At 66.1% G+C, this 23,421-nt stretch carries 13 protein-coding genes; 9 read left to right on the forward strand and 4 right to left on the reverse strand.

Going from position 1 to position 23,421, the window contains the following annotated elements; all coding sequences use genetic code 11:
- Positions 1–34: 34 nt before the first annotated feature.
- On the forward strand, positions 35–1,018 hold the full coding sequence (locus J8847_RS14800; RefSeq protein ID WP_211525484.1) for a diacylglycerol kinase family protein: 984 nt from the start codon (positions 35–37) through the stop codon (positions 1,016–1,018).
- On the opposite strand, the gene J8847_RS14805 is transcribed toward J8847_RS14800, so the two are convergent.
- Both J8847_RS14805 and J8847_RS14810 read right to left on the reverse strand, forming a co-directional pair.
- Entirely contained in the window at positions 1,011–3,908 is a 2,898-nt protein-coding gene (locus J8847_RS14805; RefSeq protein WP_211525485.1) for an esterase, read from the reverse strand. The genes J8847_RS14800 and J8847_RS14805 overlap by 8 nt on opposite strands.
- Positions 3,905–5,755, reverse strand: a complete 1,851-nt coding sequence (locus J8847_RS14810; protein ID WP_211525486.1) for a glycoside hydrolase family 13 protein — start codon at positions 5,753–5,755, stop codon at positions 3,905–3,907. The genes J8847_RS14805 and J8847_RS14810 overlap by 4 nt, the downstream gene beginning before the upstream one ends.
- 533 nt (positions 5,756–6,288) lie before the next feature.
- On the opposite strand from J8847_RS14810, the gene J8847_RS14815 reads away from it, so the two are divergent.
- The 3 genes from J8847_RS14815 to J8847_RS14825 all read left to right on the forward strand — a co-directional run bounded on the left by J8847_RS14815 (position 6,289) and on the right by J8847_RS14825 (position 12,882).
- Positions 6,289–9,177, forward strand: a complete 2,889-nt coding sequence (locus J8847_RS14815; protein WP_211525487.1) for a TonB-dependent receptor — start codon at positions 6,289–6,291, stop codon at positions 9,175–9,177.
- 80 nt (positions 9,178–9,257) lie between these two features.
- Positions 9,258–10,769, forward strand: coding sequence for a tryptophan halogenase family protein (locus J8847_RS14820; protein WP_211525488.1), 1,512 nt, complete (start codon positions 9,258–9,260; stop codon positions 10,767–10,769).
- 304 nt (positions 10,770–11,073) lie between these two features.
- Positions 11,074–12,882 carry a DEAD/DEAH box helicase gene (locus tag J8847_RS14825; RefSeq protein WP_211525489.1) on the forward strand — a complete coding sequence of 603 codons (1,809 nt, stop codon included), beginning with the start codon at positions 11,074–11,076 and terminating at the stop codon, positions 12,880–12,882.
- Between the two features lie 147 nt (positions 12,883–13,029).
- Here J8847_RS14825 and J8847_RS14830 read toward each other — a convergent pair whose 3' ends face one another.
- On the reverse strand, positions 13,030–13,914 hold the full coding sequence (locus J8847_RS14830; protein WP_211525490.1) for an alpha/beta hydrolase: 885 nt from the start codon (positions 13,912–13,914) through the stop codon (positions 13,030–13,032).
- Positions 13,915–14,156: 242 nt separating this feature from the next.
- On the opposite strand from J8847_RS14830, the gene J8847_RS14835 reads away from it, so the two are divergent.
- The 5 genes from J8847_RS14835 to J8847_RS14855 all read left to right on the forward strand — a co-directional run bounded on the left by J8847_RS14835 (position 14,157) and on the right by J8847_RS14855 (position 22,258).
- Positions 14,157–15,494, forward strand: coding sequence for an MFS transporter (locus J8847_RS14835; protein WP_211525491.1), 1,338 nt, complete (start codon positions 14,157–14,159; stop codon positions 15,492–15,494).
- Between the two features lie 86 nt (positions 15,495–15,580).
- The gene (locus J8847_RS14840) at positions 15,581–17,212 is read left to right on the forward strand and encodes an alpha-D-glucose phosphate-specific phosphoglucomutase (RefSeq protein WP_211525492.1); all 1,632 of its coding nucleotides are present in this window, start codon (positions 15,581–15,583) and stop codon (positions 17,210–17,212) included.
- 28 nt (positions 17,213–17,240) lie between these two features.
- Positions 17,241–18,932: an alpha-amylase family glycosyl hydrolase gene (locus J8847_RS14845; RefSeq protein WP_211525493.1), complete on the forward strand. Its 1,692-nt coding sequence runs from the start codon at positions 17,241–17,243 to the stop codon at positions 18,930–18,932.
- Between the two features lie 250 nt (positions 18,933–19,182).
- On the forward strand, positions 19,183–21,039 hold the full coding sequence (locus tag J8847_RS14850) for a glucokinase (RefSeq protein ID WP_211525494.1): 1,857 nt from the start codon (positions 19,183–19,185) through the stop codon (positions 21,037–21,039).
- 70 nt (positions 21,040–21,109) lie between these two features.
- Positions 21,110–22,258 (forward strand): glycerophosphodiester phosphodiesterase, encoded by a 1,149-nt coding sequence (locus tag J8847_RS14855; RefSeq protein ID WP_211525495.1) that lies wholly within the window; start codon positions 21,110–21,112, stop codon positions 22,256–22,258.
- 125 nt (positions 22,259–22,383) lie between these two features.
- On the opposite strand, the gene J8847_RS14860 is transcribed toward J8847_RS14855, so the two are convergent.
- On the reverse strand, positions 22,384–23,349 hold the full coding sequence (locus J8847_RS14860) for an amidohydrolase family protein (protein ID WP_229512856.1): 966 nt from the start codon (positions 23,347–23,349) through the stop codon (positions 22,384–22,386).
- Positions 23,350–23,421: the final 72 nt, after the last annotated feature.

Raw genomic sequence — 23,421 nt, forward strand, 5'->3', positions numbered from 1 at the left:
GCGCTGTCGTCAACCATCGCATGCACAGGAACCGATGCCGATCGCCGAGCCCGCTCCCAACGCGCCTTTCTTTATCGTCCTCAATGCCGGTTCGGGCCATTCCGAAACCGAGCTGCGCCGTTCGACGATCGAGGACGTGATCGGCGGCGCAGGACGCGTCTGCCACCTGGAAGTGGTCGACGAGCCCGAGCGCCTGCACGACATCGCGCGCGCCATGGCGGCGCGGGCCCAGGCGGCGGGCGGCATCCTGGTGGCGGCGGGCGGCGACGGCACCATCAACACGGTGGCGCACGAAGCCGTGCTGGCCGGCTGCCCTTTCGGCGTGCTGCCGCAGGGCACCTTCAACTATTTCGGCCGCACCCACGGCATTCCCGAAGACCTGGCGGAAGCCGTCTACGCGCTGCTGCGTGCGAGTGTGGAATCGGTGCAGATCGGCGTGGTCAACAACAAGATTTTCCTCGTCAACGCCAGCGTCGGGCTCTACCCCAGGCTGCTGGAAGAACGCGAGCACGACAAGCGCCAGTTCGGGCGCAGCCGGGTCGTCGCTTTCTTTTCGGCGATCAAGACCGCGCTGCGTCCCTACCGCCACCTGCGCATCGAACTGGAACTGGAAGGGCAGGTCAAGCGCCTGCGCACCACCACCCTGTTCGTGGGAAATAACCGCCTGCAGCTGGAACAGGTGGGCATGGAAGGATTGACCGAGGCGGTGGAGGAGGGGCAGCTGGTGGCGCTGGCGCCCAAGCCCATGGGCAAGCTGGGACTGCTGGCGCTCCTGGTGCGCGGCCTGTTCGGCAAGCTCGGCAGCGGCGACGTGGTGGCCTTCGCCTTCAAGCGCATGAGCGTGCGCACGCCCCGGCTGTACGGGCGCAAGCGCATGAAGGTGGCGACCGACGGTGAAGTGACGAAGATGCCGATGCCGCTGGAGTTCCGCGCCGTCGAAGGCAAGCTGGCCTTGCTGGTGCCGGGACGGTCGCGCGCGGCGACACGTCCCGTGGCGGGTGAGGCCGCGGTTACCTGACCCGGATCAGACGCAGCCCGTAGATGTCGAAGCGGTTGGACGGCCCTTGCGTGCCGCCCGCCGCGCTGAAGCTGCGGTTGCTCTCCAAATAGCTCATGTTGTAGAAGTCGCTCAGCTCGGCGCGGTAGCTGCCCTTGGCGAGAGTGGCCCCGAGCGGCGTCGAATACACCGTCGGCGTATTCGCCTTGGCCAGCGGCGCATGCGGCAGCTGGATGACGCCCTGGGCGACGATCTTGCCGCGCGCATCCTTCACGGCCAGCCACTTCACCCCGCCGCTGATGCCCAGGTTCACCTGGTTGGCCGCGTTGTGGTAGCGGACCTGGACCTGGTACAGGCCCGGCCGCGTGACCCTGATGCGGTCGACGGCGAAGCGGTCTCCGGGCTGGCCCCAGTTCGCCAGGTGCGGCGCGGCGAAGCGCGCGTTCGGCGGGCTGGGTCGCAGATTGGACTGGATGCGCGCATCCGGCACCTTGATCTCGATGCCGGAATCGACGCAGCGCGGGACGCTGTGGTGGCTGGCATTGCCCGAATCCGGGAAGCGCGCTTCGACCGCATAGCAGGACGTGGCGCCGGCTTGCCGGTCCACCCAACTGCCGGCCGGCAGATCGCTCGCAACGAGCTGGCCGTCGCGGTAGACGCTGTAACGCGCTTCGCCGCTGCCGCCGAAACGGAGGGTGGCGTGTCCGCCCCTGGCCTGCAGGCTGGCGATGACCGGATCTTTCGGCGCGAAGGTGGCGCTGGTTTCCGCATACGGATCGGCATTCACGCGGCGGATGCCGCCCTGGCCCGGCACCAGCCCGCCCAACACGATCTCGATTTGATTCGTCTCCTGCAGCTCCGCCAGGCGCAGCGTGTTCGCGGCGGGCTTGCCGTTCACCAGGATGCGTTCGACCGCGTAGTGGCCGTCTTCGCGGCTCGCGGGCGGCAGCTGCAGGCGCACGTCGATACGGCGGCCATGCAGGCGCAGCTCGCGCAGTGCGATCTCGCTGGAGGCGCCGAACATCTCGCGGCGCAGCTTGGCCGTCACGAAGGGCTGGAGTGCGATGCCTTCGTCCGTGGCCGACACGCCGAACACGTTCTGCACCACCATGCCCAGGTAGGCGCCCACCGACCAGAGCTGGCGCCGGGAATTGATGACCGGTCCGATCAGGGAAGGGTTCTTTTCGTCCAGCAGCAGCGGCTGGCCGGAGAGCCATTCCAGGTTCTCCATGTTCGACATGTTCAGGGCCGCGCCGCGCATCAGCGAATCGTAGGCCGCATCGGCCACCGCGGCATTGCCGCCCTGGACCGCCGCACGCAAGCCGTAGGCCGTCACGAAAGGCCACAGCGCGCGGTTGTGGTAGACCGGCATGCCTTGCTGCTGGGGCCAGATCACGGGCGCGCCCATCGGGCCGTGCGGATAGCGCGCCAGGATCGATTGCGCGCGGCGTTCGTCCGCCACGCCGCTGACGATGGCTAGCGCCTGGCCGAGCCAGTCGAACTTGTGCATCGGCGCGCCGTCGAAGTGGGCGGCGGTGAGGCTGCTGTACATGCCCGCGTCTTCCAGCCACAGGCGCTCGTTGATCGCGCGCTTGAGCGCATCGGCCCAGCCGTCGTAGCGCTGGCCGCGCGCCGCGTCGCCGTGCTCGCGCGCCAGGCGCGCGGCCAGGCGCAGGGCCTGGTAGTGGCCCACGTTGGTCGACAATGCCTTGGCGCTGGCCATGGAGGCCAGGTCGTTCGGGATCCACGCGGCATAGCTCTGGTCGCGCCAGTCGAGGAAAGATTGCTCGCCCGTGTACAGGCCGGTGGCCGCGTCGAAGGCGGCCAGGCGGTCGTTCTCCAGGGTGTTGACGAGGGCCTTGAGCGCCTTCTGCGCAAAGGCGGGACGCTCGGCGGCGGGCAGGGTGCGCAGCACCTCTTCGGCCGCGAAGGCCCAGGTGACGCGGTCGGTGCTGACCGGCCAGCTGCCGCCGCTGCCGGTGTCCTGCACGATCTGCAGGCCGTCAGGGCTGCCGGCCACCTGCGGCGCCTTCGCTACCCCGGCGCGCCAGCCCGAGAGCTTGAAATCGAGCGAGTTGCGCACCCGCTGCGGGTCGAGCAGGGCCAGGCCCAGGTCGGCCGCATACGAGAGGTCGCGGGTCCACACGTAATGCCATTTCTCGCCGGTCTCGAAGCATTCGCAGGGGACCGGGGCGCCGCCGTTGTAGTTGCCGTCCTTGATCTGGCTGACCGAATCCAGGCGCATCTCGGCGCCGGCCAGTGCGAACAGGGCGTCGAAGGCCAGGTTCCCGCTGCGCACGCGCGGCAGGCCGGCCTGTTCGCTGTATTCGCTGGATTGCGGGCCGGGGTCGCGCAGGCTCATGGTGGTCGAGTGGGCGTAGCGGCGCAGCGGCGCACCGGCGTCGGGCGTCGAGAAGCGCGCGCTTTCCTGCTTGCCGTCCCAGGTCGGCCAGGTGAGCGCCGCCACCGCTTCGCGGCCCGCGTGCGGATCGGCCGCGGGACCTGCCTGCGCGGTCTCCAGGCGCTCGACGCGCAGCTTGGGCGCCTTTGCATCCGAGGCGTCGACGATGAAGCGGTAGGTGCCGGTCCGGCGCACGAACAGGTAGTCCTCGGGACCCGGCTGGGTCTCCAGCACATAGGCCGTGCCGGGAGCGACGGTCACGCTTTTGCCGGCGTCCGCCACCCATTCCGCGCTCCAGTCGCCGCTGCCGACCTTGAAAGCGTGGTTGCCGGGACTGACCAGGATATCGGCCTGGTAGATGCCATTGCCCTTGTGGACCAGGGCGTTGTCGGTGCCCCAGCCGTTGAAGGCGCCGCGGATGTACAGCTCGCGCGGCGCATCGGCCAGGGCGCCGCAGGAGGCAGGCAGGGCGGCCAGCAGGGCGGCAAGCGCAAGGATATGCCGTTTCATGGGGCGCCTTTCAATTCCAGGATCACGGCCGCGCGGGCCGGCAGGCGCAGCTCGCTGCGCAGGTCGAACACCTTGCCCGTCAGGACGTCCGTGCCCGAGGCGACGCCGTGCAGCATCTCGCGGAAACGCTCCACGCCGAGCACCATCTCCTTCGGGTTGTTGTTGAGGGCGACCAGCACTTTCCTGCTGTCGTCGTAGCGGAACCAAACGTAGGTATTGTCGCGCGGGCCGTAATGCATCATCTTCCCGTGATGGATCACCGGCTGGCCCTTGCGCCAGTTGACCAGCTTGCGCACGAAGTCCTGCGCCTCGCGCTGCCGCGGCGTGAGACCCTTGCCGGAGAAAGCGTCGATCCTGTCGCCCGCCCACCCGCCCGGGAAGTCGGTGCGGTAGCTGGCGTCGTTGCGCTCCTTGGTGGCGCTGGTCTTCAGGATCTCGTCGCCGCTGTAAAACTGCGGGATGCGCGGCATGGTCATGGTGAACACCAGGTCCATCTTGACCTTGTCCAGGTCTTCGCCGACCACGCTGTACAGGCGCGCCAGGTCGTGGTTGCCGGCGAACAGGACCAGGTTGCCCGGTTCCGGATACAGGTAGTCGAGCGAGAGGGTCTCGTAGACCTCGTTGAAGACATTGTGGCCGTCCTTGCCGGCGAGCGCGCCGCGCATGGCTTCGGCCACCGGGAAGTCCATCAGGCTCGGGGTGGAGGCGGTGTAGCCGTCGAAGTTGGCCTTGCCGCGCTGCCAGCGCGCCACCACCGGCACCTTGGTGCTCCATTCCTCGCCCACCAGGTTCAGGTTCGGGTATTCCGCCATCACGCGTTTCGTGTACTCGCTCAGGAAGGCGCTGTCGGAATAGCCGAAGGTGTCGATGCGCAGGCCCGACAAGCCGGCATACTCGATCCACCAGATGTTGTTCTGGATGAGGTAGTTGGCCACCAGGGGATTCGACTGGTTCAGGTCCGGCATGGACTCGACGAACCAGCCGCGCGTGAAGTTGTCGGCGTCTTCCTTCGCGGCGTAAGGGTCCTGCACGGCGGTGCGGTGGTGCGCGGTGGGCACGAACTTGCCGCCGTAGTTGACCCAGTCCGGCGTCGGCAGGTCCTTCATCCACCAGTGGTGGCTGCCGATGTGGGACAGCACCACGTCCTGGATCAGGCCGATGCCGCGCTGCTTCGCTTCGCGCGACAGGCGCACGAAGTCTTCGTTGCTGCCGTAGCGCGGGTCGATGCGGTAATGGTCGGTGGCGGCATAGCCGTGGTAGGAGTAGGCCGGCATGGCGTTCTCCACCAGGGGTGTCGGCCACAGCTGGGTGAAGCCCAGGCCGGCAACGTAATCCAGCTGCCTGATCATGCCCGCGATGTCGCCGCCGTGGCGTCCGCCGCCGTTCTTGCGGTCCAGCTTGTCGGCCAGGCCGGCCACGCTGTCGTTGGCCGGGTCGCCGTTGGCGAAGCGGTCCGGCATCACCTGGTAGATCGCATCCTTGCTGCTGAAGCCCTGGCGGGTGCGGGAGCCCGGCTCGCGCGCCAGCAGGCGGTAGGTATAGCTCGCCGTGCGGCCGGCGCCCTTGAGCGCGATGTCGAAGCTGCCGGGGCGGGCGTCCTCGCTCACCACCAGGTCGATGAACAGGTAGTTCCGGTTCGGGACCCGGGTCACCTGGGCGATGCGCACGCCGGGATAGGAGAGGGCGGGTTCCAGGTCGGCGATGCGTTCGCCGTGGACCATCAGCTGCAGCTGCTGGTTGTGCATGCCGGCCCACCAGAAGGGCGGTTCGATGCGGTCGATTGCGGGGGATTGGGCGTGGGCGGCAAAGGATGCGCCGAGGAGGAGGGTGGCGAGAAGCTGTCTCATGATGAGGGGGCTTCCATCCCGGCATGTCGCACCGCTTCAGTAGTCAGACTACAACAGCAGGGCAGGCAAATGAAGGAATGAGAGAGCCGCGCGTTGTTGTGTTGCTATGAGAATACTATAGAAACCGCGCCTCTCAAACCCGTTGAGTGACAAGAGATCTAGTCAAAGTACATGTCTTCTTAACAAAATCGGCAAGGCGAACGGCTTGTTTAGGGATTTTGACGAAACAGATGCACCGAAGCGGTGCAAAAAGATAACAAAATGCAACTAAATCGTGCGTTTGTAGTCGTACTACAGCCGTCTGCATGCCCCGTTGTAGCCCAAATACAACGATCAACCCCCTATTTTCAGGCGTATTTTTGAAAAACATGCCAATATCGTAGTAACAAGCAACTCCCGTTGACAGTGCATCTAGTTTTAATACACAATCGTTATCAGAACGACTAAAGCCGTTTGCTTGAGGCTGCCGTGCTGGTAACTGTCGCGCTGTAGTTTCGGGAAAAAAATTATTGGTTCTGATCAGTGAGGGGACAATGAAGATTTTCGCAACCAAGCGTGCCGCCTCGGCCCGCTCCGCATTCCAGCTCAGCCCGGTTGCCGCCGGCTGCGCCGTATTCTTGTCCGCGCTCGCGGGCAGCGTCTACGCACAAGAGACCACCGGCACCACCAACACTGCCCCGGCAGCCGCTCCGGTTGTCGACCAGGCAGCTCCGGCCGAGCCGGTTGCAAAGGGTGTGTCGACCGTGACCGTGACCGGTATCCGCCAGGGTATCGAAGCGGCCATCTCCATCAAGAAGAATTCCACCTCGATCGTCGAAGCCATCTCGGCCGAAGACATCGGCAAACTGCCTGACCAGAGCGTCGCCGAGTCGATCTCGCGCCTGCCGGGCGTGTCGGTCCAGCGTGGCCGCAACTCGGGCAAGGCCGCCGACATCTCGGTGCGCGGCCTGTCGCCGAGCTTCAACGGCACCCTGCTGAACGGCCGCGAAATGGCCTCGACCGGCAACGCCCGTTCGCCTGAGTTCGACCTGTTCCCGGCCGAACTGATGGGTTCCATCGTCATCTACAAGACCCCGGACGCCGCAGTCGTCGGCCAGGGCCTGGCGTCGACCATCGACCTGCGCACCGTCCAGCCGCTGGACTTCGGCAAGCGCGTCATCGCCGCCAACTACAAGAAGAGCCGCCTGGGCGTGAAGCAGCGCGACGGCCTGCCGGAAGGCGACGGCAAGCGTCTGTCCTTCTCGTACATCGACCAGTTCGCGAACCGCACCATCGGCGTGGCCTTCGGCGTGACCTCGTACGAGGAAACCGGCGGCGCCCAGTCGAAGTTCAACTCGTGGGGCGGCTGGGCCGCCGACTTCCAGGATCCGCGCGATCCGGCCAACCCGAACGCCAAGGTCAAGACCCCGGGCGGCTTCGGCTTCGACACGGAAGTCAACAGCCATGAGCGCGACGGCGCCTTCGCCTCGCTGCAGTTCCGTCCGAACCGCAACTTCAAGTCGACCGTCGACATGTTCTACTCGGCCGGCGAGACCGCCCAGAAGAAGACCGGTATCGAAGCGGCCGTCGGCGGCAACAGCGCCGGCACCTACGACCCGAACGGCGTGATGACCAACTACGTCATCAACAACGGCGTCGCCACCAGCGCCACCATCAGCAACTGGGTCGGCGTGGTGCGTAACCACTCGGAAGGCGCGGAAGACGACCTGAAGAGCATCGGCTGGAACAACGAGCTGAAGATCGGCGACTGGACCACCGCGGCCGACCTGAACTGGTCGAAGGCCACCAAGCAGGCTTCGCGCTACGAAACCTATGCCGGTATCCCGGGCAACGCCGCCAAGGACACCATCAGCTACAGCGGCTTCGACGGCGCCAACTTCACCGACGTGAAGTACACCCCGGGCATGAACTACGCCGACCGCAGCGTCGCACGTCTGACCGACGTGATGGGCTGGTCGGGCGGCGTCACGTCGCCGCAGGCCGGCTACCTGGCCATGCCGTACGTGGAAGACGAAGTCAAGGCACTGCGCCTGAGCGCCGGCCGCGACGTCGAGTGGGGCCCGATGGTGCGCACCACCTACGGCTTCAACCACAGCGCACGCGACAAGTCGCGTTCGGGCGACGAAGGTCGCCTGGTGATCAAGGGCGGCGATCCGTACGGCGCGGCCACCATGCCGGGCAGCGGCACCACCATGGCCGGCAGCTCGGGCATCATGGTCGCCTCGTGGGATCCGCGCGGCTCGCTGGGCAGCATCTATGAGCTGGCCAACAAGGTCGACGCCGACATCTACAACAAGTTCTGGGATGTGAAGGAACGCATCAACACCGCCTACTTCAAGGGCGATGTCGAGGGCGAACTGTTCGGCCTGTCCTACCGCGGCAACGTCGGCATCCAGGCGATCCACACCGAGCAGACCGGCGGCGGCTATGCCATCGACCGCGCTCGCTGCACCGGCAACACCGCGGCGACCTGCCCGGCCCAGCGCGTCGAGGAAACCGACAAGTACTGGGATGTCCTGCCGAGCATGAACCTGTCGTTCGACCTGAAGAACGACCAGGTGCTGCGCCTCGGCCTGGCCAAGGTGGTCTCGCGTCCGAACCTGGACGACCTGCGCGCCGGCCAGAACTTCGCGCTGAACACCACCGGTCCGTTCCAGATCATGACCGGCAGCGGCGGCAACCCGTTCCTGAAGCCGTTCCGCGCCAAGCAGCTCGACCTGTCGTACGAGAAGTACTTCGGCAAGAAGGGCTACATCAGCGCCGCCGGTTTCTACAAGAAGCTCGACACCTACATCTACCGCGCTCCGCGTGCGTATGACTTCGGTCCGTTCATCACCCCGACCACCCCGCTGCCGGTCGGCGGTCCGTTCGCCGGTTCGGCCATGGGCCTGATGACCCAGCCGATGAACGGCGACGGCGGCAACATCTACGGCTACGAGCTGGCCGTGAACGTGCCGTTCGAGATGCTGACCAAGTACCTGGACGGCTTCGGTATCATGGTCAACCACTCGGATACCCGCAGCGGCATCGACCTGCCGGAGATCGGCTTCGAGAACGTGAACGGCGACATGGTCAGCATCCCGCTGCCGGGTCTGTCGCGCAAGGTGACCAACCTGCGCCTGTACTACGAGAAGAACGGCTTCCAGATCGCCGCCGCGGCGCGCAAGCGTTCGAACTTCCTGGGTCAGGTGTCGGACTACCAGGACAACGCGCAGCTGACCTTCATCAAGGGCGAGACCATCGTCGACCTGCAGGCATCGTACGAGTTCCAGACCGGCTGGCTGAAGGGCGCAAGCCTGTATGTCCAGGCGCAGAACTGGAACAACGCACCGTTCCTGGAGTACACCGACAATCCGGAAAAGCCGACCAACCGTGTGGATTACGGCCGTACCTACCACTTCGGCGTGAACTACAAGTTCTAAGCTAAACGCGGTACAGTAACAACCCCTGCCGGGCCTCGCGCCTGCCAGGGGTTGTTTTTCTTGAATCCTGGGGCAGGAACATGCAGAACCAAGCAATCAAGGACATTGTCATCGTCGGCGGCGGCACCGCCGGCTGGATGACCGCGGCGGCGCTTTCCACGGTCCTGAATGGCCGCTACAACATCCGCCTGGTCGAGTCGGACGAGATCGGCATCGTCGGCGTCGGCGAAGCGACCATCCCGATGATCCAGCGCTTCAACCGCGTGGTCGGTATCGACGAGAACGAATTCATGCGCGAGACGATGGGCAGCTTCAAGCTGGGCATCGAGTTCGTCAACTGGGGCAAGCTGGGCGACCGCTACATGCACGGCTTCGGGCGCCTGGGTCAGGACCTGGCGACGGTGCCTTTCGACCAGTACTGGCACAAGATGCGCCGCCTCGGCAAGGCCGCGCCGCTCGGGGAATACTCGATCACGCGCATGGCCGCCAACGCCAACCGCTTCATGCCGGCGCGCTTCGACGTGCCGAATTCGCCGCTGCGCGACATCACCTACGCCTACCACTTCGACGCCAGCCTGTACGCGAAATACCTGCGCAAGCTGTCGGAGGCGCGCGGCGTGGTCCGCATCGAAGGCAAGATCAGGCGCGCCACCGTGCGCGAGCCGGACGGCCACATCGACGCGGTGGAGCTGGAGAACGGCACGCGGGTGGAAGGGGAGCTGTTCATCGACTGCTCGGGCTTCCGCGGCCTGCTGATCGAGCAGACCCTGGAGACCGGCTACGAGGACTGGACCCGCTGGCTGCCGGCCGACCGCGCGCTGGCCGTGCCGTGCGAATCGGCGCCGCAGATTACGCCCTACACCCGCTCGACCGCGCACACGGCCGGCTGGCAGTGGCGCATTCCGCTGCAGCACCGCACCGGCAATGGGCACGTGTACTGCAGCCGCTTCATCAGCGACGACGAGGCCGCGGCGACCCTGCTGGCCAACCTGGACGGCAAGGCCCTGGCCGACCCGCGCCTGATCAAGTTCCAGACCGGCATGCGCAAGCTCGCCTGGAACCGCAACGTGGTGGCGCTGGGCCTGGCCAGCGGCTTCCTGGAGCCGCTCGAATCGACCAGCATCCACCTGATCCAGTCGGGCATCCAGCGCCTGATCGACTTCTTCCCGGACCGCGGCTGGAGCGCCGTCGACCGCGACGAGTACAACCGCCAGTCGCGCTTCGACTACGAGCGCATCCGCGACTTCATCATCCTGCACTACCACCTGAACCAACGCACCGATGCGCCGTACTGGATCGAGTGCGCGAACATGGCCATCCCGGACACGCTGCGCCACAAGATGGACATGTACCGTTCGCATGGGCGCGTGGTGCGGGTCGATAACGAGCTGTTCTCGGAAGTGGGCTGGGTGCAGGTGTTCGAAGGGCAGAACATGCCGCTCGACAGCTATCATCCGCTGGTCGACACGCAATCGGAGGAGGATATCGCCGAGTATCTCGAGAGCGTGCGCGATGTGATTGCCAAGTGCGTGGGGGTAATGCCGACGCATGACGAGTACATCAGGAAGATGTGTGCGGCGAAGAAGATGTAAGCGGTTTATACGCTGATCTTTGAACGGCCGCCTGAGGGCGGCCGTTCTTTTTGCGTTCGCGGTTTGCGAGCAAACTTGGGCGGAACAATGCCAGTGGCATTGTTCCGGCCTTCGCCGGGACGACGTGCTGGAGCTAGTGGCAAGCTCAAAAACCGTCGTTCCGGCGAAGGCCGGAACCCAAGTTTCTCAGCGCACCGCGACCATTTCACTTAGTGTTGCCGCAGAGCACATCCCAAATATCCCGGCGTCCCACCCCCGGACCTAGTAAACTACCGCTTTAGCAAAAAGTTCAAGAAAGACCCCCATGTCCGACACCCCCCTCCCGACGTTTTCCGATCTCAACATCTCCGCGCCCGTCCTGAAAGCGCTGAAGGAGGTCGGCTACGAGACGCCGTCGCCGATCCAGGCCGCCACGATTCCGCTGCTGCTGGCCAATCGCGACGTGCTCGGGCAGGCCCAGACCGGTACCGGCAAGACCGCGGCCTTCGCGCTGCCTATCCTGTCGCGCATCGACATCAAGCAGGCCACGCCGCAGGCGCTGGTGCTGGCGCCCACGCGCGAGCTGGCGATCCAGGTCGCCGAAGCCTTCCAGAGCTATGCCGCCCACATCAAGGGCTTCCACGTGCTGCCGATCTACGGCGGCCAGAGCTATGGCCCGCAGCTGTCGGCACTGCGCCGCGGCGTGCACGTGGTCGTGGCCACCCCGGGCCGCGTGATCGACCACATCGAAAAAGGCTCGCTCGACCTCAGCCAGCTCAAGACCCTGGTGCTGGACGAAGCCGACGAGATGCTGCGCATGGGCTTCATCGACGACGTCGAGCACATCCTTCAGCAGACCCCGCCGGAGCGCCAGACCACGCTGTTCTCGGCCACCATGCCCCCGGCGATCAAGCGCATCGCCAAGACCTACCTGCGCGAGCCGGCGGAAGTGACCGTGGCCGCCAAGACCGGCACCGCCGAGAACATCACCCAGCGCTACTGGCTGGTGGCCGGCATGCACAAGCTCGACGCGCTGACCCGCATCCTGGAAGCCGAGCCCTTCGACGGCATGATCATCTTCGCGCGCACCAAGCTGGGCACCGAGGAACTGGCTTCCAAGCTGCAGGCGCGCGGCTTCGCCGCCACCGCCATCAACGGCGACATGGCGCAGCAGCAGCGCGAGCGCACCATCGAGCAGCTCAAGAACGGCAAGATCGACATCCTGGTCGCCACCGACGTGGCCGCGCGCGGCCTCGACGTGGAGCGCATCAGCCACGTGATCAACTACGACGTGCCGTCCGACCCGGAAAGCTACACCCACCGAATCGGCCGCACCGGCCGCGCCGGCCGCAGCGGCGACGCGATCCTGTTCATCACCCCGCGCGAGCGCGGCCTGCTCAAGGCCATCGAGCGCGCCACCCGCCAGCCGGTGGCCCCGCTGGCCCTGCCGACCGTGAAGCAGGTGAACGAGGTGCGCATCGCCAGGTTCAAGGATCAGATCCGCACCACGCTGGCCGAAGGCGGCCTGGATGTGTTCCGTTCGCTGATCGAGGAAATCGAGCGCGAGGACAACGTGCCGGCGGTGGATGTCGCCGCCGCGCTGGCCAAGCTGGCGCGCGGCGACGAGCCGCTGCTGCTGGAAAAGCCGGACCGCGAAGCGCGTCCGCAGCAGACCGAGCGCTTTGAGCGCACTGAGCGCACCGAGCGCGAGTGGGAAGAGCGTCCCGCGCGTCCCGCGCGCGAGCCGGGCTTCAAGAAGGAGCGCGTGGCGCGTGAGGCGGAGCCGGGCATGGCGACCTACCGCATCGAGGTGGGTTATGCGCATGGCGCGAAGCCGGGCAACATCGTCGGCGCGATCGCCAACGAGGCGGGCATTCCGTCCAAGCTGATCGGGCGCATCGAGATCTATGACGATTACTCGACCCTGGACCTGCCGGACGACATGACGCCGGAACTGGTGCAGCACCTGAAGGGCGTGTGGGTGGCGGGGCGCCAGCTCCAGATCACCCGCGACGGCGAGGAAGCGCCGGCGCAGGCGCCGAAGAAGAGCTTTGCGAAGAAGGGTGTGGAGCGCCGCTTGTCCGAGAAGCCGGCGGGGAAGAAGCCTCACCGCAAGGGTAACAGCCAGCAGTGATGACGTCGTTCCCGCGAAGGCGGGAACCCAAGTTTGCGTGTACAACCACTATCGTTAAACGCTGGAGGTACGCAACGAACTTGGGTTCCCGCCTTCGCGGGAAGTCGTAGGCGCCAGTGGCGCGTACGACGTGCTGAGGGAGCTACATTATTTTCTGCTCGCGACCTTCGTATCCCCCGGCGCAAACATCCACAGCAGCGCCTCGCGCAGTTCCCCCGCCCAGAACTTCTCGTTGTGCTCCGCCCCCGGCACGATCTTCAGCACCGTGTTCGCCGCCGGATGCCCGCTCTTGCGCACCACCTCGGCCATGCGCTGGACGTCGGTCACCATCTCCGGTCCTTCCTTCTCGCCCATCAGCATGAACACGCGCGCATCCTTCGGCACCGGCTTCTTCGCCACGAAGTCGAAGGACGGCTGGGCGGTCCAGTATGCCGGCGAGAACACGCCCGCCTTGCTGAATACCTTCGGATACTGCACCAGTGCGTAGTGCGAGGCCAGCCCGCCCATCGAGCTGCCCATGATCGCCGTGTTCGCGCGGTCCGGCAGGGTGCGGTAGTTCTTGTCGATCAGCGGCTTGAGCGTCTTGACCACGAAGTCCGTGTATTCCTTGCCTTCCGCCGCGCCGAAACGCGGGTTGGTCCAGGCATTCAGCTCGGTCATGCGCTTGTCCTGGCCATTGTCGATGCCGACCACGATCAGTTCCAGCTTGCCTTCCTTCGCCAGCGCATCCAGGGTCTCGTCCACCTTCCATTCGCCCGCATAGGCGGTCGCGTCGTCGAACAGGTTCTGGCCGTCGTGCATGTAGAGGACGGGATAGCGCTTGCTTGACGCCGCATAGCCCGGCGGCAGGTACATGCGGATCTGGCGCTTGCGGTTCAGGCCGGGCATCTCGAGCTGGTCGGCGAGCAGGCTGACGCCGGGCAGGGCGGTCGAGACCTTGGCCGGTTCCGGCTTGTCGGCGGCCAGGACGGTGGAGGAAGCGGCCAGGATGGCCAGGCTCAGCGGAACAGCAAGGGTAAGGACGGATCGCATGCGTTGTCTCCTAGATGGGATTTCTCTTCTTGCCTAGTATGTTGTTTAACTACACAGATGTGCATAATTACATCAGTGTGGTGTCAATTCTACTATGATGGCTCTTCGATTGACACCTAGAAATCACCATGTTATTTTGCTACAGATTCATTAGCCGGACTGTAGTTTGAGCACCGGCCCCACCATACACCGCACCACCTAGAGGAGAGCCCGCAAGCTTGCGGGCCAGATTGGGGACACACATGGACATGCAAACCAGCGTGCTCAAGCCGCGCCTGTCGTTCTGGCAGTTGTGGAACATGAGCTTCGGCTTCTTCGGCATCCAGTTCGGCTTCGCACTGCAGAACGCCAATACCAGCCGCATCTTCGCCACGCTCGGCGCCAACCCCGACGACCTGGCCCTGTTCTGGCTTGCCGCGCCGGTCACCGGCTTGCTGGTGCAGCCCATCATCGGCTACCTGAGCGACAACACCTGGCACCCGAAGTGGGGCCGCCGCCGTCCCTTCTTCTTCATCGGCGCCGTGCTGGCCGCGATCGCGCTGTTCCTGATGCCGAACTCCGCCACCCTGTGGATGGCCGTGGCCGTGCTGTGGCTGATGGACGCCGCCATCAACGTGTCGATGGAACCCTTCCGCGCCTTCGTCGGCGACAAGCTGGACGCCTCGCAGCAGACCGCGGGCTATGCGATGCAGACCTTCTTCATCGGCTGCGGCGCGGTGATCGCCTCGCTGCTGCCGACCATCTTCGAATCCATGGGCGTCTCGAACGCCGCCGTGGGCGGCATGATCCCGGACACCGTGCGCTACTCGTTCTACGCCGGCGGCGCGGTGTTCTTCCTGGCCGTCACCTGGACCGTGCTCACCGCCGACGAACTGCCGCCGGCCGACCTGGACAGCTTCCACAAGGAGCGCCAGCAGTCGCGCGGCCTGGGCCACGCGTTCACCGAAATCATCGGCGGCTTCGGCAAGATGCCGCGCACCATGGTGCAGCTGGCCTTCGTGCAGTTCTTCACCTGGATCGCGCTGTTCGCGATGTGGATCTACACCGGCAGCGCCATCGCCGACAACGTCTACGGCACCACCGACGCCCAGTCGACCGCCTACCAGGACGCCGGCAGCTGGGTCGGCATCATGTTCGCCGTCTACAGCGGCGTGTCGGCCCTGGCCGCCTTCATCCTGCCGGTGTTCGCCCGCGCCACCAGCCGCAAGACCGTGCACGCCGTCTGCCTTGCGGTCGGCGGCCTGAGCCTGGCCAGCGTCTTCCTGATCCACGACAAGCACGCGCTGATGATCCCGATGATCGGCGTCGGCCTGGCCTGGGCCTCGATCCTGACCATGCCCTATGCGATCCTGGCGGGCTCGCTGCCGGCCAAGCGCATGGGTTACTTCATGGGCTTGTTCAACTTCTTCGTCGTGATCCCGCAGATCGTCAGCGGCCTGCTGCTGGGCTTCGTCACCAAGCACTTCTTCGCCGGCCACACCGTCAAGACCCTGATGCTGGGCGGCGCCAGCATGCTGCTGGCGGCCGTGCTGACCCTGTTCGTGACCGACAAGGCTGCCCCGGTCAAGAGCACCCCTTAAGCCTGCGCCATCCATTTTGCTCCTGTCGTATCGTAACGTTTTATCAACATCCTCATGTTGCAACGTATGATAGACAGGAGCACAGCATGACTATCCAGACCGTCGCGACCACACCGTTTGCCGGGCAGCGCCCGGGCACGTCTGGCCTGCGCAAGAAGGTGACCGAGTTCCAGCAGCCCGGCTACCTCGAAAATTTCGTTGAAGCTATTTTCCTGACACTCGGCGAAGGCGCCGAGCGTACCCTGGTGGTGGGCGGCGACGGCCGCTACTTCAACCGCCAGGCGGTCCAGACCATCCTGCGCATGGCGGCCGCCCACGGCATCGAGCGGGTGCTGGTCGGCCGCGGCGGCATCCTTTCCACGCCAGCCGTGAGCTGCGTGATCCGCAAGCACGCCGCCTTCGGCGGCATCGTGCTGTCCGCCAGCCACAATCCGGGCGGCCCGGACGGCGACTTCGGCATCAAGTACAACATCGAGAACGGCGGTCCCGCGCCGGAAAAGATCACCGAAGCGATCTTCGCCAACACGCAGACCCTCACCGCCTACCGCATCAGCGATGCGCCGCCCGTCGACCTCGACGTACTCGGGAGCACGCGCATCGAGAACATGGCGGTCGAGGTGATCGATCCGGTCGCCGACTACGCCGGGCTGATGGCGCGCCTGTTCGACTTCGACGCCATCCGCGCCCTGTTCGCACGCGGCTTCAGCATGCGCTTCGACGCCATGCATGCGGTCTCGGGACCCTACGCCCACGCCATCCTCGAGGGCATGCTGGGCGCGCCCGCCGGCACCGTCATCAACGGCGTGCCGCGCGAGGACTTCGGCGGCGGCCACCCGGACCCGAACCCGGTCAACGCGGCCGAGCTGATCGCCCTGATGAACGGCCCCGGCGCGCCTGACTTCGGCGCCGCCTCGGACGGCGACGGCGACCGCAACATGATCGTCGGCCGCGGTCTGGCCGTGACGCCATCGGACAGCCTCGCCATCATCGCCGCCAACGCCACCGTGGCCCCCGGCTACAAGCACGGCATCAGCGGCATCGCGCGCTCCATGCCCACTTCTACTGCCGCCGACCGGGTGGCCGATGCGCTCGGCATTTCCTGCTTCGAGACGCCGACCGGCTGGAAGTACTTCGGCAACCTGATGGACGCCAACCTCGTCACCCTGTGCGGCGAGGAGAGCTACGGCACCGGTTCGCACCACATCCGCGAGAAGGACGGCCTGTGGGCCGTGCTGTTCTGGCTCAACCTGCTGGCCGCGAGCGGCAAGGGCGTGGAGCAGATCGTGCGCGAGCACTGGGCCCGTTTCGGCCGCAACTACTATTCGCGCCACGACTACGAAGCGGTCGACGCCGGCGCCGCCGACCAGATGATGCAGGCGCTGCGCGAGCAGCTGCCCGAGCTGGCCGGCCGCAGGCTCGACGGCCACCACGTGGCCGAGGCCGACGACTTCGTCTACAACGACCCGGTCGACGGCTCGGTCGCCACGCGCCAGGGCATCCGCATCATCATGAGCGACGGTTCGCGCATCGTGTTCCGCCTGTCCGGCACCGGCACCGAAGGCGCCACCATCCGTCTTTACCTGGAACGCTACGAACCCGATCCCGCGCGCCACGACCTCGACACCCAGGAAGCCTTGCGCCGCCTGGCCGAGATCGCGGACGACATTTCCGGCCTGCGCCGGCGCACCGGCCGGGAGAGCCCGACCGTGATCACCTGACCATCCACCCACCACACAGGAAACCCGCATGAAACTTCCCGTCCTTGCCGCCTCCCTGCTGCTGGCCTTCGGCGCCGTCCACGCGCCCATGGCCGCTGCCCAGACCGCGCCCGCGCCAGCCAATGCGCAGGCCAAGCCTTTCGTCTGGGAGAACGCGACCGTCTACTTCCTGCTGACGGACCGCTTCAACAACGGCAACCCGGCAAACGACGGCGCCTACGGCCGCAAGCAGGACGCGGCCAAGCTGCGCGGTTTCATGGGCGGCGACCTGGCCGGCGTCACGGCCAAGATCCGCGAGGGCTACTTCAAGAACCTGGGCGTGGACGCGATCTGGATCACGCCGCCGGTCGAGCAGATCCACGCCGGCACCGACGAAGGCACGGGCAAGAGCTACGGCTTCCACGGCTACTGGGCCAAGGACTTCACGGCGGTCGACGCGGCCCTCGGCACCGAGGACGACATGCGCACCCTGGTCGACACCGCCCACGCCAACGGCATCCGCGTGATCCTGGACGTGGTGATGAACCACACCGGCCCGGTCACGGCGCAGGACCCGGCCTGGCCGAAGTCCTGGGTGCGCACCGGCCCCAAGTGCACCTTCAAGGATGCGCGCACCACCCAGGATTGCACCCTGGTCGACAACCTGCCGGACTTCCTCACCCACAGCAACGCCGCCGTCGAGCTGCCGCCGATGCTGGCCGCGAAGTGGAAGAAGGAAGGGCGCTACGAGCGCGAAGTGAAGGAACTCGACGCCTTCTTCAAGCGTACCGGCTACCCGCGCGCGCCGCGCTTCTACCTGGTCAAGTGGCACGCCGACTGGGTGCGCAAGTACGGTTTTGACGGCTTCCGCGCCGACACCGTCAAGCACACCGAAGCCAGCGTGTGGAAGGAACTGAAGAAGGAAGCCAGCCTGGCCTATGAAGACTGGAAGAAGGCCAATCCTGCGAAAACGCTCGGCGATACGCCGTTCTGGATGGTGTCCGAAGTCTACGGCTACGCCATCGGCCACGGCCACAAGTACGACCTGGGCGGCGGCGACTTCGTCGACTACCTGGCCAACGGCTTCGACAGCATGATCAACTTCGCCATGAAGTCGGATGCGGCCCAGGGCTACGAAAAGCTGTTCTCCAGCTATTCCAGCATCCTGCACGGCGACATGAAGGGCTATTCGGTGCTGAACTACATCAGCTCGCACGACGACGGCGGCCCCTTCGACGCCTTGCGCGTGCGTCCTTTCGAGTCCGCCAACAAGCTGCTGCTGGCGCCGGGCGCGGCCCAGATCTACTACGGCGACGAGACCGCGCGCCTGCTCAAGATCGAGGGCGCGGTGGGCGACGCCACGCTGCGCTCGTTCATGAACTGGGACGAACTGGCGGCCAACGCCCAGCGCGGCACCACGCGGGTGGGCGAGGTGCACGAGCACTGGGCGCGCCTGGGCCGCTTCCGCGCGGCGCACCCGGCGGTGGGGGCGGGCGTGCACCAGATGATCCATCACAGCCCTTATACCTTCAAGCGTACCTGGAGCCAGGGTGGCCACAGCGACCGCGTGGTGGTGGCGCTCGAACTGCCGGCCGACAAGGCGGTGGCGATTCCGGTGGGCGGCGTGTTCAACGACGGGCAGACTGTGCGCGACTGGTACTCGGGCAAGACCGCCGTGGTCAAGGACGGCAAGGTGCAGTTCGACAGCCGCAGCCCGGTGGCGCTGATCGCGCAGGACTGATCTGTCGTAAAACCGCCCCTGGTGGGGTAGGGGCGGGTGCGTGCGGGGCAGGTGGTGTGCGCAGAAACTTGGGTTCCGGCCTTCGCCGGAACGACGTTCTTAAGTCGCCGGTTGAGATTGTTTGCCTTAGTCCGCACCCCTTGCACGTCGTTCCGGCGAAGGCCGGAACCCAAGTTTGCGTGCACAGCCACGGCACTACCTAGCAACCCCACCGGTTTTTCTGTCCAACGATCAATGGTATCCTACCGCGATGACCGTCGATCCCACCCCCGAACTGAAACCCACCCGCGCGGCCTTCGCCGACGGCCCGCGCCTGCTGGCCGACATCGGCGCGACCCATGCGCGCTTTGGCCTGGAAACCGCACCCGGCGTGCTGAGCAAGGTCGCGGTGCTGCGCTGCGACGAGTATTCCGGCATCGTGCCGCTGCTGGACGCCTACCTGGCGCAGATCCAGGGCACCCGCATCCTGCACGCCGCCTTCGCGCTGGCCAACCCGATCAGCGGCGACACCATCCGCATGACCAACCGCGACTGGCAGTTCTCGACCGACGAGGTGCGCCGCACGCTCGGCCTGTCGACGCTGCTGATCGTGAACGACTTCACCGCGCTTGCGATGGCGCTGCCGGGCTTCCAGCCCAAGGACTTGCTGCAGGTCGGCGGCGGCGCGCCGCAGAGCCATGCGGTGGCCGGTCTGCTCGGCCCCGGCACTGGCCTGGGCGTGTCGGGCGTGATCCCGACCATGGACGGCTTCGTTACCCTCGGTTCCGAAGGCGGCCACGTCAACTTCGCCCCGGCCGACGAGCGCGAGTTCGCCATCCTGCAGTACGCCTGGCGCGAGTGGCAGCACGTCTCGAACGAACGCCTGATCTCCGGCCCCGGCATGGAGATCATCTACCGCGCCCTGGCCCAGCGCAACGGCGTCAATGCGCCGCCGCGCGACGCGGCCGCCATCGTGGCCGGCGCGCTGGAGGCGGACGACCCGCTGTGCCTGGAAGTGCTGGAATGCTTCTGCGGCATGCTGGGCGGCGCGGCCGCCAACCTGGCGGTGACCCTGGGCGCCTTCGGCGGCATCTTCATCGGCGGCGGCATCGTCCCGCGCATCGCCGAATGGTTCGCCACGTCGCCCTTCCGCGCCCGTTTCGAGGCCAAGGGCCGCTTCACCGACTACCTGGCGCAGATCCCGACCTACGTGATCATGACGCCCAACCCGGCCCTGTACGGCGTGTCGACGATCCTGTCCGAGCACCTGCGCGGCCGCAGCGGCGCCAACACCCTGATGGACCGCGTGCAGCAGCTGCGCCACGAACTCTCGCCGGCCGAACAGCGCGTCGCGGCGCTCGTCATCGAGCATCCGCGCAAGGTCCTGTCCGAACCGATCGCCGAGATCGCGCGCCTGGCCGACGTCAGCCAGCCGACCGTGATCCGCTTCTGCCGCTCGCTGGGCTTCCAGGGCCTGGCCGAGTTCAAGCTCAAGTTCGCCGGCAGCCTGACCGGCACCATCCCGGTGCGACACAGCCAGGTGCGCATGAGCGACAGCACCCACGACCTGTCGGCCAAGGTGATCGACAACACCGTGTCGGCGATCCTGAAGTTCCGCGACCAGCTCGACGTGCACGCCATCGACCGCGCCATCGAGATCCTGCGCCGTGCGCGCCGGGTCGAGTTCTACGCGATGGGCAATTCGCGCGCGGTGGCGCTGGACGCCCAGCACAAGTTCTTCCGCTTCCGCATTCCGGCCGCGCTGTACGGCGACTCGCACCTGCTGAACCTGGCCGCCGGCCTGCTCGGGCCGGGCGACGTGGCGATCGCGATCTCCACCGCCGGCCAGCTGCCCGAGCTGCTGGAGGCGGTCGACACCGCGCGCGCCGCGGGCGCCGAGGTCATCGCCATCACCAGCAGCAAGTCGGCGCTGGCCAAGAAGGCCAACGTCTGCCTGGCGGTCGACCATACCGAGGACAGCACGACCTTCCTGTCGATGATCTCGCGCATCCTGCAGCTGCTGCTGGTCGACATCATGTCGGTCGGGATCTCGCTGGGCGCGCAAGGTGAGGGCAGCCAGGCCGACATCGAAGAGCGCAGGCTGCTGATCTCGCACCTCGACATCTGAGCGCGCACGGGAGCGTGCCGGTCATCGACGCGTCACATCCCGTCATTACATTTGCTGCACGATCAACTCGATGGAGTGCAACGTGCAGCAACGCTTCTTGCCGTCTTTTTCTCGCCTGATTCCTCTCCTGGCCACCGCCGCGGTCCTCGCCGCTTGCGGCGGCAGCGACAGTCCGGACCTGCAGAATCCCGGCGCCGCCTGGCCGCCCATGCCGACCGTGACCGGCCACCGCGGCGCCTCCGCGCTGCGCCCGGAGCACACGCTGGCGGCCTACCAGAAGGCCATCGAGGACGGCGCCGACGTGGTCGAGCCGGACCTCGTTTCCACTAAAGACGGCGTGCTGGTGGCGCGCCACGAGAACGAGATCTCGGGCACGACCAACGTGGCGACCCTGTCCCAGTTCGCTGCGCGCAAGACCACCAAGAGCATCGACGGCGTGGCGGTGACCGGCTGGTTCACCGAAGACTTCACCCTGGCGGAACTGAAGACCCTGCGCGCCCGCGAGCGCATTCCGGCCAACCGTCCGGCCAACGTGAGCTACAACGACCAGTTCGAGATCCCGACCCTGCAGGAAGTGATCGACCTGGTGCGGCGCGAAGGCGAGGCGCGCGGCAAGGTGATCGGCATCTATCCCGAGACCAAGCACCCGACCTACTTCAAGTCGATCGGCCTGCCGATGGAGAGGCGCCTGGTCGATACCTTGCTGGCCAACGGCTATCGCGGCAAGCAGGCGGCGGTGTACATCCAGTCCTTTGAAACGGCCAACCTCAAGGAACTGCGGACGATGACGGACATGCGGCTGGTGCAGCTGATCGATAGTCCAGCGAATGCGCCTTACGATTTCGTCGCGGCGAAGACCGGGCGTACCTATGCCGACCTGATCACGCCGGCCGGGCTGAAGGAGATCGCGGCCTACGCGGACGTGGTGTCGCCCTACAAGGAGATCATCATTCCGCGCACGGCGGCGAACGAGCTGGGGACGCCGACGTCGTTTGTCGCCGACGCGCATGCGGCGGGGCTGAAGGTGCATACCTGGACGCTGCGGCCGGAGAATCCCTTCCTGCCGCTGAGCCTGCGGGCAGCGCCGGTGACGTCGCCGAACCAGCGGGGTAATGCGGTTGCCGAGATCCTGGCGTATCTGAATGCGGGGATCGATGGGTTCTTTACTGACGATCCGGCGGTAGGAAGGGCTGCGGTGAATGCGTTTCTTAAAAAATGAAGTAGGCGGCTGAGCGTGCAAACTTAGGTTCCGGCCTTCGCCGGAACGACGGTCTTGGGGCTAGTGGCAAGCTCTCGCACGTCGTTCCGGCGGAGGCCCGAACCTAAGTTCACCAAACGAAACCGTCAGCGTAAATAAGGCGCAACGTTACCGGCAACCCGCTCGATCTCTTCCTTCGTCAACGGCAATGCCTTGAACGCAGCCCACGCTTCGCGCGGATGCATGTTGGTCGGCGTGACCGCATCCGACCCATACAGCACCTTGTCGACCCCCACCATCCGGATCCGCTGCACCATCGCGCGCGCGTGCTCCGGCGTGATATCGGGCGTGGCGATCGACGCCACGTCGAAGTAGAGCTGGCGCGTATTCGGATCGCGCCGCGCCGCCGCCTCGGCGAACACGCGCATCACCTCGTTGGCCGGCGGGTCTTCGTAGCCCGGACCGGCGCCGGCGAAGTGCGCCACCTGCACAGTAATGTCGGTCGCCAGCGGCATCAGCTGTTCGAGGAAGGCGCGGGCCTGGGCCTCGCCATACGGGCGCTTGAGCGAGATCGAGGCGCGCAGGTGGATGGCGATCGCCATGCGGTGGCGGTTGGCCGCGCGGAAGACCTCTTTCAGCCTGGCGATGTGTTCCGGCTTGTCGAGCTGCACATCAGAATTCCCGAAGTGCATCTTGATCCCGTGCCGCAGGTGCTTGTGCGCGGCGCAGCGTTCCAGCTCGGCCAGCGCGTAGTCCTTGAGCGGATTGAAACCGCAGAAGGCGCGCAGGCGGTCCGGGTACTTGGCCACCTGGGCGGCGGTCCAGTCGTTCTCCGCCTTGACCTTGCCGTACTCGTCCTCGATCACGCGCGAGGGCCGCCCGAACATGTAGGCCACCGACATGACCGCCGCGCGGCGGATGCCCGCCTTGTCCAGGTGGCCGACCAGGTCGTCGGCCGACAGCAGCTGCGGCCCGGTCGGGCCGGGCTTGATCAGGTCGATGATGGGCGGGCTGAACAGGTGCTGGTGATGGTCGGCGGACGGCTGGGCGGCGACGGCCAGCGGAAGGGCGAAGGCAAGGCCGGCTGCAAGGCGGCGGAACAGCGAAGGCATGGCGGGTCCTGGGCAAGATTGGATGATCCAGCCTAGCGCCGGATTGCTAGACTGTCCATTACAAATGGATAC

Origin of the sequence: Massilia sp. AB1 (assembly GCF_018119385.1) — a bacterium.
Classification (GTDB): domain Bacteria; phylum Pseudomonadota; class Gammaproteobacteria; order Burkholderiales; family Burkholderiaceae_D; genus Telluria.

What these genes read in the sequence shown, in the direction of transcription:
- J8847_RS14800 (WP_211525484.1), top strand. Translation starts at nt 35, where the DNA reads ATGCCGATCGCCGAGCCCGCTCCCAACGCGCCTTTCTTTATCGTCCTC.
- J8847_RS14805 (WP_211525485.1), bottom strand. Translation starts at nt 3,908, where the DNA reads ATGAAACGGCATATCCTTGCGCTTGCCGCCCTGCTGGCCGCCCTGCCT.
- J8847_RS14810 (WP_211525486.1), bottom strand. Translation starts at nt 5,755, where the DNA reads ATGAGACAGCTTCTCGCCACCCTCCTCCTCGGCGCATCCTTTGCCGCC.
- J8847_RS14815 (WP_211525487.1), top strand. Translation starts at nt 6,289, where the DNA reads ATGAAGATTTTCGCAACCAAGCGTGCCGCCTCGGCCCGCTCCGCATTC.
- J8847_RS14820 (WP_211525488.1), top strand. Translation starts at nt 9,258, where the DNA reads ATGCAGAACCAAGCAATCAAGGACATTGTCATCGTCGGCGGCGGCACC.
- J8847_RS14825 (WP_211525489.1), top strand. Translation starts at nt 11,074, where the DNA reads ATGTCCGACACCCCCCTCCCGACGTTTTCCGATCTCAACATCTCCGCG.
- J8847_RS14830 (WP_211525490.1), bottom strand. Translation starts at nt 13,914, where the DNA reads ATGCGATCCGTCCTTACCCTTGCTGTTCCGCTGAGCCTGGCCATCCTG.
- J8847_RS14835 (WP_211525491.1), top strand. Translation starts at nt 14,157, where the DNA reads ATGGACATGCAAACCAGCGTGCTCAAGCCGCGCCTGTCGTTCTGGCAG.
- J8847_RS14840 (WP_211525492.1), top strand. Translation starts at nt 15,581, where the DNA reads ATGACTATCCAGACCGTCGCGACCACACCGTTTGCCGGGCAGCGCCCG.
- J8847_RS14845 (WP_211525493.1), top strand. Translation starts at nt 17,241, where the DNA reads ATGAAACTTCCCGTCCTTGCCGCCTCCCTGCTGCTGGCCTTCGGCGCC.
- J8847_RS14850 (WP_211525494.1), top strand. Translation starts at nt 19,183, where the DNA reads ATGACCGTCGATCCCACCCCCGAACTGAAACCCACCCGCGCGGCCTTC.
- J8847_RS14855 (WP_211525495.1), top strand. Translation starts at nt 21,110, where the DNA reads ATGGAGTGCAACGTGCAGCAACGCTTCTTGCCGTCTTTTTCTCGCCTG.
- J8847_RS14860 (WP_229512856.1), bottom strand. Translation starts at nt 23,349, where the DNA reads ATGCCTTCGCTGTTCCGCCGCCTTGCAGCCGGCCTTGCCTTCGCCCTT.